General features: G+C 68.6%; 6 protein-coding genes. 1 reads left to right on the forward strand and 5 read right to left on the reverse strand.

The window, feature by feature from the left end; all coding sequences use genetic code 11:
- Positions 1-22: 22 nt before the first annotated feature.
- Positions 23-9,973 carry a translocation/assembly module TamB domain-containing protein gene (locus HNQ08_RS15350; RefSeq protein ID WP_184133892.1) on the forward strand — a complete coding sequence of 3,317 codons (9,951 nt, stop codon included), beginning with the start codon at positions 23-25 and terminating at the stop codon, positions 9,971-9,973.
- An 82-nt stretch (positions 9,974-10,055) separates the two neighbouring features.
- On the opposite strand, the gene HNQ08_RS15355 is transcribed toward HNQ08_RS15350, so the two are convergent.
- From HNQ08_RS15355 to HNQ08_RS15375, 5 genes are all read right to left on the reverse strand, one after another.
- The gene (locus tag HNQ08_RS15355) at positions 10,056-10,511 is read right to left on the reverse strand and encodes a hypothetical protein (RefSeq protein WP_184133894.1); all 456 of its coding nucleotides are present in this window, start codon (positions 10,509-10,511) and stop codon (positions 10,056-10,058) included.
- A gap of 36 nt (positions 10,512-10,547) precedes the next feature.
- Complete coding sequence (locus HNQ08_RS15360; protein WP_184133896.1) at positions 10,548-12,692, reverse strand: ABC-F family ATP-binding cassette domain-containing protein; 2,145 nt, start codon at positions 12,690-12,692, stop codon at positions 10,548-10,550.
- 362 nt (positions 12,693-13,054) lie between these two features.
- Positions 13,055-13,318, reverse strand: coding sequence for a metal-sensitive transcriptional regulator (locus HNQ08_RS15365; protein ID WP_184134134.1), 264 nt, complete (start codon positions 13,316-13,318; stop codon positions 13,055-13,057).
- Between the two features lie 44 nt (positions 13,319-13,362).
- A complete protein-coding gene (locus HNQ08_RS15370) occupies positions 13,363-13,566 on the reverse strand; it encodes a CopZ family metallochaperone (RefSeq protein WP_184134137.1) in 204 nt (67 codons plus the stop codon).
- Between the two features lie 435 nt (positions 13,567-14,001).
- Positions 14,002-14,415, reverse strand: a complete 414-nt coding sequence (locus HNQ08_RS15375; RefSeq protein WP_184133898.1) for a DoxX family protein — start codon at positions 14,413-14,415, stop codon at positions 14,002-14,004.
- Between the last annotated feature and the right edge of the window lie 28 nt (positions 14,416-14,443).

Consider the following 14,443-nt stretch of genomic DNA (forward strand, 5'->3'; position numbering starts at 1 on the left):
AGAAAAAGAGGAAGGGGCGCGCGTGACCGACGATCCTGCAGCCCGCGAGGTTCGTGTACAGCCAGAAGCCACAAAGCCGTCACGCACAGCATCCCGGCGGCGCTGGCCGTGGCTCGTGCTGGGCCTCTTGGCCTTGCTGGGCCTGCTGACGGTCTTCTCCCCCACCCTGTTCGGCGGCTGGCTGCTGGCTCGCTACGGTTCGGAGCTGAACATCAGTGCGCAACGGGTGACCGGGCCGGTCTGGTCTCCCCGGCTGGAAGGCGTGACGGTAACCCGCCCCGGAGTGAACGCACAGGCCGGGGCGGCAGGCGTGTCCGTGGAGGCCTTCAATCCGTTCACCCGGACGCTGCGGCTGGGCGCAAATATTCAGGATGCCACCATCAACTTGAACGCCGCCGAGCTGATCGGGAGCCTGGGCAATTCGAACGGCGGCGGGGGTACAGGCGGCGGCTGGACCGTGATTCCTGGCAAGATCGAGGTGCAGAACACCCGCCTGAACGTGGACGGCAAGACGGGTGAGATTCCGGACGGACAGTTCCGGATCACAGCGCGCCCGGAGGGTGGCTGGGCGGTCCAGGGCCGCACGCCCCAGGGCGAGCTGAGCGCCGACGTGACCCTGGGCGAGAACAATGCCGTCATCGCTGATCTGAAGGCGGACGCAAGGGTCATCAACTTCTACTGGCCAGGCGTGACGGCGGGGCGGATCACCGGGCGCTACGTGTTGAACGACGGCCCTGTGCGCGGCGACCTGAAGATCGCAGACGCCGCCCTGCGGGTGCCCGACGCGAAATTCGTGACCGTCACGGGCATCGGCGGCACTGCGACCCAGCGCGGCGACACCATCGCCCTGAATCTGGCCGGACAGGGCTGGAACGGCCCGGTGGACGCCAGCGGCCGGGTGGACCTGAAAGCCCGGAATTGGACGGTGACGGCGAACGCTGCTCCCACGGTTAGGGGGCTGGCACGGGCGCTGGGCACCACGGGCGAGGGCGCGTTGACGCTGCGGGTCACGGCAGGCGGCTGGCAGGACGTGCGGGTCTCGGCGCAGGCCATGGGGGCGGGGCGACTGGCGGGCATCGCCTTTAACAACGCGTGGGCCAGCTACGCCTTCGTGCGCGGTGCAGGCGAGAAAGCGCCCCAGAACAACGACCTCACCTTTAGCGCCGACACCCGGTTGGGTGAGTCGCCGCAGCAGCTGACGGGCAACTGGACCTTCGGACAGATGGGCGAGGCGCAGCTGGTGGGCTCGTTTGGGCAAAAGCCGCTGGACGTGCAGGCCACCATTGACGCGCAGAACCTGATCACCCTGGAAGGGGAAGCGTTGGGTGGGCCGCTGTCGGGCACCTTTGCCCTGAAGGATCAGCAGCTGTCGGCCATCCTCAACCCTGCTTACGGCGCGGCCGGGGCAAGGGTGGCCCTGAGCGGCACCCCGAAAGACCTGCGGGCCCTGATCACCGACGGAGCGGCGGGGCCTTTCGCGCTGGCCGGCACGGCACGCCTCAACGAACAGGGCCTGCAGGCAGATCTGGACACTGGATCTTCCGGAAGGGTGCAGCTCGATCTGGACCGGACGTTCCGGGGCCGCTGGAACGCCCGGAACGTGAAGGGGGCGGGCCTGACCCTCTCCGGCGCGGGCCAGCTGGACCTGACCGGCGGGGACGTTGCCGGCACCCTGACCGCAACGGTACCGGGCGTGGGCCAGATCCTCAGTGGGCCGCTGGACGTGAACTACCTGCGCCAGCAGGGCACGTTTGCCTCCGGTCAGCAGCAACTGCGCTGGAACGGCGACGCCTTTGCGATCACGGCGCGCAACTTGGATGTCGTGGGCGGTCTGCGGGTCAGCGGCGACGTGACCGTGACCAACACCCTAAAAGCCTTCGGCACGCTGACGGCGAGTGGGAACGGCTTTGATCTGACCGCCACCGGACGTGGCACCAGGGCCAGCCTGCGAGGCAGCGCGAACGGCGTGACGGTGCTGGCCGACACGGAACTGCGCGCCCCATACAACACGGCCGCGCGTATTCAGGGAGCCGAGATTCAGGGTGACCTCAGCCTGACGGACGCGGGGATTCGCTTCGACCTCACCACGGCGGGCCAGACGGCCCGGGGCGTGATCGACGGCCAGAACGTCAACGCCAGCGGGCGCGTGAATCTCAGCGCGCTACGCCCGCTGCTGAACGTGCCGGACCTCACGGGCACGTTGGATCTGAGGCTGGCCGGACGCGGAGGCTCGGCAGCCGTGGACGCCAGCGTGGCGGGGACGGACGTCACCGGAACGCTGACCCGCCGGAACGGCGACGTCACCGCCGATCTGAAGGCCACCTCTGCCGGGGTCACAGCCCGCCTGAGCGGTCAGGTCTACCCGCAGGTGAACGCCGACGGCACCGTCTCGGCGCAGGGTCAGACGCTGAACGCAGCGGTGAATGGTCCCTACGACGCCCTGCGGGCGCGGGTCACGGGCCGCAGCGGCGAGCTGTCGTTCAGCGGTGTGACCCTCCCGTCCCAGGCCGTGGACCTGAGCGGAACCCTGACGCCGGAGCTGGCCGTCAACGGCACCTGGGGCGATCTGAACGTCACCTACGACGGCGCGACCGGGCTGGCCCGCGTGACCGGCACGCAGCCGCTGACCGCCTTCGGGCAGGAGGGAAGTGTGCAGGGCCGCGCCACCTGGGGGCCCGGACCCAAGAACACCTTCCGGGGGGCGGTGGACGCCCGCGGCCAGCTCGACCAGTACAGCGTGGCGCTGAGCGGCCCGTGGAGTGACCTGAACGTGCTGCTGACCGACGGCGAGGGCCTGCGGGCGAGCGGCACCGCCTCGTTGCCGGAGGGGCGTTACAACGTGGACGTGCGCGGCCCCATTGCGGGCGGGCTGTACGTGGAGGGCAACGTGCAGGGGCGCGGCACCGAACCCCGCGGGCGCATTGCTGTGCGCGACCGTCAGGGCGGCGCGGCCACCGTGGATCTGCGCGGTTTCTCCGATTTCGATGTTCAGGCGCGGGGGCTGACCCTGGCCGGACAAAAGCTCGTGGGCGATCTGAAAGCGCGCGGCGGTGTCCTGGGCGGCACCCTGCAGGCCGGACCTTTCACGGTCAACGCACAGAATGGGCGCATCAGCGCTGAAGGCGAGATCGCCGGTCAGGCTGTCAGCGCCACCGGACACCTGACCCTGCCGGCGACGGTGGAAGACCTGCAAGTCAAGCTCAGCGGGCCGTATTTCACTGCCAACGCCAGCGGCGGCGTGGCCAACCTGCGCGGCACGGTGAATGTCCGGGCACAGCGCTTTGGCACAAACCCCCTGACCCTGAGCGTTCCAGCGCAGCGCTTTCCGCTCACGGCGTCACTGACCGGGGCGCGGGCGACAGTGGGCGGGCTGACCTACGCGGGCGGGGAGTGGACCGGCAGTCTGGCGGCCCGCTACGCACTGTCCGGCACGCCCGGCACGGTCCGGCTGGTCGGGACAGGCGAGACGCTGGCGGCCGTGCCGTCCGGACCACTCACGGGCCGGGTGCAGGTGCTGCCGGAGGTGGACGGCGCGGTGACGGCCAGTCTGTCCCCGGCCCTGCCACTGCTGCCGAACACTCTACGGGCGCAAGTGATCCCTGGATCGGTGACCGCGCAACTGACCTCAACCGGGGCCAGCCTGACCACCATGGGCACTCGGTATCTGGACCAGCCGCTGAGCCTGAACGCACGCGTGGACTGGCAGAACCGGCTCACGGCGTCGGGCACCCTGAGCCATCCGTGGGCAAGATTGCCCTTCGCCTACGACGGTCAGGACCTGAGCGTCAGAGGGGCCGCGCTGGAGGCCCGCGCGCTGGGGCCGCTGCTGAGCGGTCCACTGGCGGACCTGACGGGCCGGGCCACCCTTGACCTGACCGTGCCCAGATTGGACCCCGCCCTGGCCAGTGGTCGGGCACGCGTCAATCTGCGCGCCCAGGGGCAACAGGCGGTGGGCACCGTTTCGCTGACGAAAGGTCAACTCAGCGCCGATCTGAACAGCAATCTGGCAGGCCTGAACGTGCGGGTGCGCGGGCCGCTGTACCCGCAGGCCGACGCCGCCCTGACGCTGGACGACTTGCGGGCGACGTTGCGTGGAAACGCGCAGAACACCCTGACCTTGCGGGCAACGGGCCAGTACGGCGGGCGGGCGGTGGACGTGACCACGACCGCATCGGGCCTGGCCGACGGCGCGCCTACCCTGCAACTCGGCGGCACGGTGGCGGGCGCGGCGCTCAATCTGGCCGTCAACCAGGGAACGGGAGAGGGCCTGGCCGCGTGGCAGGCGACGGGCAGCGTCAGCGTTCCTGATCTGGGGCCAGTCCTGCTCTCGGACACGACGGGCACCCTCACGGCGACGGTGGGCGGGACGCTGGCCGACCTGCGGCTGGAGACGGCGGGAACGGTGGCAGGCGTGACGTTCACGGCTCCTGTCTCGTACCGGGGCGGCGTCCTGCGCCTGCTGGGCGCCACGGCCACGCTGCCGCAGGGACGCGTCCGGGCCAGTGGACCCGTGTTTCCAGCGCTGGAGCTGAGTGCCAAGGCCAACGTCACCGATCTGCTGCCCGGCGACTACACGGCGCAGATCACGGGGGCGTACAGCAAGCCCGACGTGAGCGTGCAGGGTGTATTGACGCAGGGCCTTGCGGGCCTGCAGGCCCAGGGCACCCGCCTGAGCGCCCGCCTGCTGGGCCAGGACTGGAAGGTGGGCCTGAGCGGCAGCCGACTGGCGGGAACCCTGCGCGGCAGCCTGGGGACCAACGGGCTGGGCGGGCTGTCCAACGCCGACCTGACCGTCAACGCCACCTACGTGGGCGGCAGCCTCGAGACACCCATTGACGTGCGCCTGAACGGCCATCCAGGCTGGAATGCCCGCAGCGGCTGGAGCGGCACCCTGCGCGCGGTCGGAGACATTCCCGGTGGACCGCTGGACGCTGTTCTGGACGGCGATGGAGCTTTAAAAGTGGCCGCCTTGGTGGGCACGGGCCAGACCCAGGCCCGCCTTACCGGCACCCTGCCCGCCGATCTGGCGTTCAAGCCGGGCGGCACCCTGAACCTGCTGGCGTTCGATGTGGGGGCGCTGTGGGGCCGCCCAGAACAATTGCGTGTCAGTGGAGCGGTCAACGTGGGCGGCGCGTCGTGGAACGCCCCCGAAGCGGCCTTTGCCGGAACACTGGCGGACACCGGCGGCGATCTGAGCGGCGAATTGGGTGCGTCCTACCGCGCTGGAGACCTAAGCGTGCGCCTGAACGGAGCGAAAGTGGCGGGAGCTGGCACGTTGGAGGGCGGGCGCTACGCCGTCAACCTAAAGGCCGACACCCTGCGGATCGCCCGTCTGCTCCCGCGCGGGCTGGACGTGGACGCGCTGACCTTTGCAGGCCGCCTCCAGGCGGCGGGCACGCTGGCCGACGGGCCGCAGATGGTGGGGCTGCAAAATGTGGCCCTGAAAGGCCAGCAGGAACAGGCCGGTCCATTCAGCCTGTACGGAGAGGCGAGTTACCGCTGGCGGGCGGGCGGGACAGATGTGCTGCAAGCCGACCTGAGCGGCAGCCTGCGCGGCGGCGTGCTGAAGGCCGAGGGGCAGTTGCCAGAGGGCGTGCACCTGACCCTGCGCGATCTGGGCACCAGTTTCCTGAACACGCCCCTCCTGAGTGGCGGCAGTGTTGGCGCGGATGTAACTCTGCGGGGCCCGGTCGGTAACCCAACGCTGGAAGGTTCGGTCACCGCCAGCACGAAGACATTCGACGCCCTGGCCACCCTCTCCGGACGAACGCGCGAGCCCCGCGCCGTGGCGCGCGTCAAGCTGCTGGGGGACGCAGGCGGCACGCTGTATGCCGACGTGCGGAACCTGGACCTGGCGGCCGGCACGGTACGGGCCAGGCTGTACGGCACGGTGCAGAGCGGCGGCAGCACTGCAACGGTGAACCTGAACGGCGTGTGGCCTCAGCTAGCGGGCAGCGTGGAGGCGACGCTGGCCGGATTGAACCAACCCATCACTCTGAATGCAGATGGACGCGGCAGCTACGCGCTGGAGGGCGGCGATCTGGGAGGGGGCACGCTGATGTTGCGAGGGGGTCAGGGCTTCATTCCCGCCCTGGCCGGAACTCTGAAGCTGACGCCCTTGCCGCTCGTGGAGGGCACCGGGCAACTGGATCTGGCCGCCACCCTGGCCGGGACCCTGACGGCCCCCACCCTGGCGGCCACCGTGGTCTCGCACGATGCCTCCGCCTATGGCCTCACGCTGGCAGACACGACAGGGCGGCTGGGCGGCACGCTGAGCGCGCTGACCGGCATGCTGAGTCAGGCAGGCGGTACCGTGGCAACGCTGGATGGCAACACAGTGGGGTTAAGTGGCCTGCAGGTAGAAGCGGCCGGCAGCGCTGTGCGTGTCAGCGGGACAGCCGGGCTGGACGGCAGGGCGGACCTCGATCTGAGCGCCAGTGGAACGCTGAGCGGCGCCCTGAAGGCCAGATACCGTGCCCGCTCACTGTCGCTGGCAGGCCAGCTGAGCGGGCCACAGAAACTGGCGGCGGCGCTCGATCTGCGGGCTGATCCCTTCACCGGCTGGCACGGCGACGTGCGCGTGACGGGCGGGCCCTCACTGGGCGGCAGCGGCGATGTGTTGACGGCCCCCGCGGTATTGAGTGTTTCCGGACCACTGGCACACCCGCTGGCGCAGGGCACGGCGGGGCTGCTGGGTGCGGGGGCACGCATCGTGGCAGCGCAGACTGGCGTGCAGGTGCGGCTGGTGGACGGTCCCGGCGCAACCGCGAACGGCGCGGTCGGCGTGCGTCCTGACGAACAGGGCCAGTGGCGCTGGAACGGGGCGGCCAGCCTGACGCGCCCCGAACTGAGCCTGAGCGTGACCCCCAGCGGCGCACTGGCCGATCCTCAGGTGCTGCTCAGCGTGCGCCGGGGCGAGTGGCGGGCCAGCGGCACGACCACGCTAGAGGGCGCGAACCTGCGGGTCAGCGACGGCGAACGCGACGGCAGCCTCAGTTACCGGGCCGGACAGCTTCAGACCAGTCTGCCGGGACTGCAACTGGCCCGCCTGGGGATCCCCAATCTGAACGGGGTCCTGACGGCCAGCGGCACCCTGAACACTGACACCCAGGATGGGCAGGTGGCCCTGAAGGTCACCGACTTTACCTCCCCCTACGAGATCCCCTATCTGGGCCTGCAACTGTCCGGCGAGGCCAGCGCGAACGTGACCCTGCGCGGCGGACGGCCCACGCTGACAGCGCAGGTCGCGCTGCCCTCGGGCACGCTGCAACTGAGCGCCTTGCAGGGCACGGACACCTGGACTGGACGGTTGACGGGCAGCCTGCGCCAGCAGGGCGGAACGCTGGACGTGAACGTCGGCCTGGACAGCGGCGGCCTGAGTGGCCTGCTAGCCGTGAAGACGTATCCGGTGGAGGTGGCCAACCAGCGCCTGACCGTGAACGGCGAGGTGGCCCTGAAAGGGCAGAGCTTCGCAGCCACGCTGAACGCCCGCAACGAGGTGGGGGGCGTCAATGTGGACGCGTCGGGCGGCATTGCCGATCTGGTACCCGGCGCTCCGCTGAGCGCGCTGGGGCTGACCCCCACGGGCGAGGGCTATAGCGTCCAGGCGGTGCTGAATGATCTGGAGGTCAGTAACCTGAAGATCGCCCCCGATCTCTCGGGACGCCTGAGCGGCAACGCCAACCTGCAAGACGGCGGCGGCACCTTCGTCCTGCGCTCGCAGGGCCTGATGGTGGGGCCAAAAACCTTGCCCGCCCGCCTGGAAGGGACACTGGCAGGCGGAAGCTGGCGCATTCGCGGCTTCCTGGGGGAGTCGGATTTCACGGCGGGCTTCAGCACCTCCGGCGAGGGCAGCGGTGAGGTCTTCGGCCAGGGCAGCCTGCGCGCCCTGCCGGTCGGCGCGCTGGTGGCCGCCTTTACCGGAGCGGCTCCTGGTGAGGGTGTCGTGACCGGGGTGGCCCGCTTCCGCTTCCCACTGGCCGATCCGCTGTCCGGCAGCGCCAACGTGGTGGCCGAGCGTATCCGGGTCAGTGCCAGTGCCACCAGTTCGGATGCGGGCACAGTTGTCGGCCCCGCTGTCGCTGGTACAGGACAGGCTGCTCCCACCGAGACGCTGACCGGCATCGGCACGCTGGAATACGCGGCGGGAGAATTGCGCGGCGTGAACATTCAGCTTACGGGGGCAGGCACCTGGGACGTGCGCGGCCAGTACACGAAGCAGACGGTGGATCTCAACGCCCGCTTTACCAACACCACCTTTACCCCGGTTTTGCGCCTGATTCCTGGTCTGGCCGAGCTGGACCCCAGCCTGCGCGGCAGCCTGACCCTCAGCGCGGCGGGCACGTACGAGCGCCCGCGTGGGCTGCTACGGGTACAGAACGTCAGCGGCAGCGTGGCGGGTCTGAGCCTGGAAATTCCCAACTTCACGGGCGATCTGCCCGACAGCGGCGCGTTCACGGCGCGCGGCACGGTGCTGACCAGCGGGGCCCTGGGGGCCAACGGTACCCTGGACGTGAAGGGGCAACTCACGCTGGGCAAGCTGAGCGCCGCGCGGGTGGCCTTCAATGGCCTGCTGGCCCCCCAGGGCCTGGGCGCCCTGCCGAACACCACGGTGGTGCTGACCCAGAGCGGCGAGGCGTTCACGGTGGACGCCCAGAGCCGCAGCACCAACCCAGTCACCGGGGCGGGCAGCCTGCGGCTGACCGGTCAGGTCTCCCCCACCCTTGACCTAAGCCTGGCCGCCCGCAACTACAACTTGCCGCTGTCGGTGATCTTTGCCCGCGAGAGCGCCCTGACCGCCGACCTGCGCGCGGTGGACGACGGCACGCTGATCCGCGTGAGCGGCGCGGCCAACTTCCAGCGCCTGACCCTTGGCCGCGCCGACGCGAAAACCGCGGTCCCCACACCGGGACAGACCGACGGGCAGGCGCTGAACGGACCGGTGACCGGCACCGGGCGAACGACCGACAACTACGTCAGTCCACTGCCCGAGATCTATTCGACGTTTCCAGCCCCGGCGACGGACGAGGCAGCCCCCCGTCCTGCACGTCCTTTCCTGGAACGGGTGGTGTTCGAGGACATTCCCATCCGTGCGCCGGGCGGCATCCGGATAGACGAGAGCCTGGCCCGCGCCGAATTCAGTACGGCGGGCCTGACCCTGGCGGGCAGCGGCGCGCGGCCCCGCCTGAGCGGCAGCATCCGCTCCGATCGGGGTCTGATCTACCTGCGCGAGAACGAGTTCACGCTGGGCAACAGCAGCGTGACCTTTGGCGGCGACAGCCTGCTGCCCGCCTTCAACATCACGGCGGCGGGACAGGTGCAGGCAGCTACCACGCGCCAGCGCGTGCCCGTGACCCTGAACCTGAGTGGCGAATTCGTGACCCGCGAGGACGGTCAGGCCGCCCTGGACCTGAACACCACGCTGCGCTGCAGCAGCGAGGGCAGTACCTGCCGCGACCCCGACACCGGCCTGGACTACACCGAGCCGGAACTGTACGCTCTGGTCGCCACCGGAGTGCCCAACCTGACCGCGCTGCCCGGCAATATCGGCGCGCTGGGAGCGAGCGCCGTGCAGACCGCCCTGAACGTCTTTGTGCTGGGTGAACTGGAACGGACCCTGGCCCGCGCTTTCGGGCTGGACGTGTTCCGCCTGACGCCCAACCTGACTGCGGAGGACGGCAATCTCGGCGCCACCCTGACGCTGGGCTCCTACCTGACCCGCGACCTGTACCTGCAGTATCAGGTGGATCTGACGGGCAAGGGCTTGCTGGACGCGACCTACAGCACCCCGGACGACCGCTTCACCTTCCGGGTCAGCACCCCGCTGACCGGCCTGGACCTGGGCAGCCTGCGCCCCAGCTTCAGCGCTGGGTACAACGTCAACCCCCGCACCAACCTGAGCATCGGGGTGCAGAACGGCGACGTCAACACCCGTCTGCGCTTTGGCGTGACGTACAGGATCGGTGGGCGCTAGGCCACTTTGCCGCCCCGGGCTAGCTACCGCTTAAACGAGGAAGGGCCGCCCACTTTCGGCGGCCCTTCCTGATGCCAGGAGCTTAGCGGCTGACCGTCACGCTGGCGCGGGGTTCCAGGGCGTAGAAGGCCACCAGCGCCACCAGGGTGCCGACCCAGCCGGGGGCGCTGCCCAGTTCCAGCTCGAAGGGGCGGCCCAGCACGGTGCTGCCCAGCTGTCCGCTCAGGCGCTCGCCGGTCTGCTGCGCCACCACGTTCCAGCCGACGATGGGTTCTCCCATGAAGCCGGTCACGCGGTCCACGCCGCGCAGCACCAGCTTCTGGCTGCCCACGTTGCCCCGCAGCTCGCCGCCGTCCAGCTCGATCTTCACAGGATCGCTACCCACAGTGCCCTGCACGCCGCGCTCGGTGATTTCCAGCTCGATGTCCTTGCCGTGTAACTTGCCGCCCGCGCGGCCCGAAATCGTGTCGCCGTCGATGGTGCAGCGGATGTCATATCCGTCTGTGCCCCCGAGGCGTCCCTTGATGAGGTCGTCCATGCGCGGAAGTATAGCGGGCAGCGCATGACCGTGGCGTTACCGAGAGGGGGCTGCCCCTGAAGACGCCGCCGTGGGGAGCAGCCCCAGCCGCTCGAAATACACCCGGCGGGTCAGAGTAGGGCCATCCTCACCCAGTTGGACCCGGCCCACGTTCCAGTGCTCAAAGAGAATCCTGAGGGCCGCGCCCAGCAAGGCCGACCCGTACCATTCAGGGGGCACGGCGCTCCAGCGCAGGGTGTGACCGTCCCACGCCAGATGCGGGCAAGTCTCATCGCGGGCGGCCCAGAACATGCCGCCCCCGCTCGACTGAGGCTCACCCAGCCCCAGCCGCTGGGCACGGACAATCAGCGGCGGCTCACGGACCTGGATGTCGTACTGCGGGGCTGAGAATGCCTCGGCGTACAGGCTGTAGAGGTGCTGCTGAAGCTGGTGCGCCTGCGCCCGCAGCCGCCCTTCATCGCGCCCACTGAGGCCGCCGGGGGTGGAATCGAGCGCCCGGCGAACCTCCATCAGCTGATTCTCGATGTGGACCAGCCGTTGCCGGGCCGTGGGACGCGGCGGTGGCGGCGGGGGATCGCCCTGGAGGTGCCGCGCCGGGTCCGTGTACTGGCGGCTGCCCCAGCCGGTGACCTCGCGCAGCTGCCCGTCCTCGATAACCCACAGGCGGTTGGCGACCTCGCGGGCGAAGCGGCGGTCGTGGGTCACGATCACCACTGCGCCGCCGTAGGCGTGGACGGCAGCTTCCAGCGCGTCCAGCGCCTCAATATCCAGGTGATTGGTCGGCTCGTCGAGCAGCAGTAGATCGGCGCGCAGGGCACTGACCAGGGCAAGCCCTGCCCGCGCCCGCTCGCCGCCCGACAGTTGGCGAGGCGTCTTGGCCCAGTCGGCTTCCGTGAACCCTGCGCGGCCCAGCAGGGCAGCCGCCTGTTGGCCGAAACGGCGATCGAACTGGGCACGCAGCGGGTCGCCGGGCAGCAGGCCATGCCAGGTCTGGTCCAGGCTCGCGACAGTGACGCCATTTGCCACCCGCAGCACAGGGGCGGGCTCATCCAGGGCGGCCATCGGGTCTGGCTGCTCCTCGCCTGACAGCAGGCGCATCAGGGTGGTCTTGCCCGTGCCGTTCGCGCCCATGAATGCCACGCGGTCTCCCTGACGCAGCTTAAAAGCCACGCCAGAGAACACATTGTGTCCGTCGTAAGTCTTGGCGAGGTGTTCCCCCCAGGCCACCAGCGGGGCGCGGGCACTTCCGGCCAGCAGCCGCATTCGGAGCTGGCGTTCGGGCAGCGGGGCCTCCGTGCTGGGCAGGCGCTCGACGCGGGATTTGACCCCGCGTGAGCGGCGGCCCCAGCGGTCCAGGTTTTCCGCACTGCCCACCAGACGGCGTTGCTCTTGCTGGGAAAGTTTCGCAGCGCGTTCCTGGGTGCGCCGTTCCAGCTCACGCTGCGCCTTCGCCCGCGTGTAGCCGCCGGGATACGGGGTGGCCTCGCCCGCCTCCAGCCACAGGCTGCGCCCAACGGAGGAATCGGCCACCGCGTCCAGGAAGTCGCGGTCATGGCTGGTCAACACCACGCCGCCCTGGAAGGTCCGCAACCAGCCCTCCAGCCACTCGCGCATGCGGATATCCAGGTGGTTGGTGGGCTCGTCCAGCAGCAGCAGGTCCGGTTCGCCGGCCAAGGCCAGGGCCAGGGCCAGTCGGGTACGCTCGCCACCGGACAGCGTGGCGGCCTCGCGGTTCAGGAAGCGGGTCAGGTCCAGCACGCTCAATATGCGGGCCATCCGCGAGGGCCAGGCATGTGCCTCGCTGTCCTCCAGACGGGCGTTCAGCGCGGTCCAGGCCGCCAGCGTCGCCGGATCACCCAGATCGGCCTCCAGGGCCAGCAACTCGGCTTCCAGTTCGCGGTAGGGGTGCGCGGCGTCCACCAGGGCGCGCACCGTCTTCCCCGCCGGGTGCGTGTGGTGCTGCGCCAGCACGCCGACACGCAGGTCTGCCGCGCGCCAGATCGTCCCCTCCTCGGGCAACAGCTCAGCTGTCAGCACGCGCAACAGCGTGGTCTTGCCCGCCCCATTACGGCCCAGCAGCGCCACGCGTTCACCGCTTGAGACACTCAGCGACACATCGTGCAGCACCGCCCGTTCCGCATAGAACACGGTCAGGTTTTCGGCGACGATCAGCGTGGACACGGGGAGGAGGCTAGCGCACTCGCGGCAGAAAAGAATCGGCGAAAAAGCCCAGTCGTGCGGTCCACCATTGATCAGAAGAACGGAGCGTCACTTCTCGCATGAGCCCTATAGAACATGCTGGCCAACGTCCCAGCGATGCCAGCTCCCCGGAAACGGCACTTTTACAGGTGTCCGCAGCGAAATGTTCCCCCTCATGGATCTGGTCTACCCGACAGTAGACAGCGACGAACCCAATGAAGCCGATGGACACGCTGTGCCAGTAGACGAGCACGCTGAGCGGCGAATCCTTCCAAAAGGAAACCGCTGGAGCAACCTAAGTGCTCCAGCGGTTTCACTTTGAAGTTTTTAAAGATGAGGCGCCCTCAACGGTACCGCAATGCCTCCATCACCTCTTCCACCATTTCCAGACTGTCACCACGCCCAGCGGACGTTGCCACATGTGACTCCAGATGGCCGCGCAGCACCACGTCACCTGCGCCGCTCAACGCCCCTTGCACAGCCTTGATCTGCCGCAGCACATCCACGCAGTACACCTCTGGATCGTCCAGCATCCGCACAATGCTGTCGAGATGTCCACGTGCAATGCTCAGCCGGCGGCGGGCGCGTTTGCGGGCGTCCTCCGGCATGCACAGCTTGCCCTCTGCCGTGCAGTGCGGGGCCTCCCCATAGGTCAACCGGCCACCTGCGCGGCGTAGCCCTCCTCAGCCACGGCACTGATCATGGCCCCGGTGTCGGCGTCGCCGTGAACGGTGGCCTTGCCCGCGTCCAGATCCACCTGCACGTCATGCACGCCCGTCACCCCTTTCAGGGCCTTTTCCACCGCTTTAACACAGTGGCCGCAGGTCATTCCGTCAACTTTCAGTTCAGTGGTCATGGTATTTGTCATAAACAGATTTTAGACCCCAGGGGGGGAGGGAGATCAAGACGAGACGAGTTGTACTGTACCGAGGCCCATCAGCACAACTGCATAAGATCGTCACATCTCTTCGCATTAGGTGCCAAAAAAAGCACACGCTTGATTGTCCATCTTCCCACAGCCTAGTACACCCTCCCCAGGGGGAGGTGGGGTTATGCCATTGCAATTCCGCCTGGATGCAGAACGTGCAGAACCGCAGAGATCACGCTGCTTGATGATCTTCAACGCATCCGTTGGCCCGGGTAATTGAGCGAGCGGTAAGGGGCAAGGAGCCATAGATGGCAATCTCCCCTGTCACCGACTTTTGATGCTTCCCCAGCGGTAGAGAGGGAGGCGCGTCCCGCGCCATGCGTGAAGCGAGACCACAGCAAGGCCTAACCCTTCGCCTCCAATTCACAGGCTCTTTTTCCACGCCGCCCACGCTCCGGTGCTCCACAGCGCCCACGCCACCAGCAACGGCTGGAAGAACAGGCGGATCAACCGCTTGCGGTCCGTGTCCAGCCCGAAGGCGTCGGCATGTGTCAGGTACTGCGAGATGTTGCCGGGAAACACCACCACGAAGAACGCAGCCATCAGCCAGCCCAGTGTCACGCGATGTTGAGGCAGCGCCAGAAGGGCCGCGCCCATGCCGACCTCCACTACGCCGGAGGCCAGCACCACGAAATCCTGATTCAGCGGCAGGCTGTCGGGCACCTGGGCCTGGAAATCCTGCCGCAGGAAGGTCAGGTGGCCGATGCCCGCAAAAGCCATAGCTGCGCCCAGCAGCATCCGGGCCAGATTCTGGATGGGAGAAACGGAGGTAGCCATGGCGGACAGTTTGACAGTTACGCCTATA

This window comes from Deinococcus humi (assembly GCF_014201875.1).
GTDB lineage: Bacteria > Deinococcota > Deinococci > Deinococcales > Deinococcaceae > Deinococcus > Deinococcus humi.

Bases quoted from the DNA above. Each gene is read 5' to 3' on its own strand.
- HNQ08_RS15375 (WP_184133898.1), bottom strand. From the start codon at position 14,415: ATGGCTACCTCCGTTTCTCCCATCCAGAATCTGGCCCGGATGCTGCTG.
- HNQ08_RS15370 (WP_184134137.1), bottom strand. From the start codon at position 13,566: ATGACCACTGAACTGAAAGTTGACGGAATGACCTGCGGCCACTGTGTT.
- HNQ08_RS15365 (WP_184134134.1), bottom strand. From the start codon at position 13,318: ATGCCGGAGGACGCCCGCAAACGCGCCCGCCGCCGGCTGAGCATTGCA.
- HNQ08_RS15355 (WP_184133894.1), bottom strand. From the start codon at position 10,511: ATGGACGACCTCATCAAGGGACGCCTCGGGGGCACAGACGGATATGAC.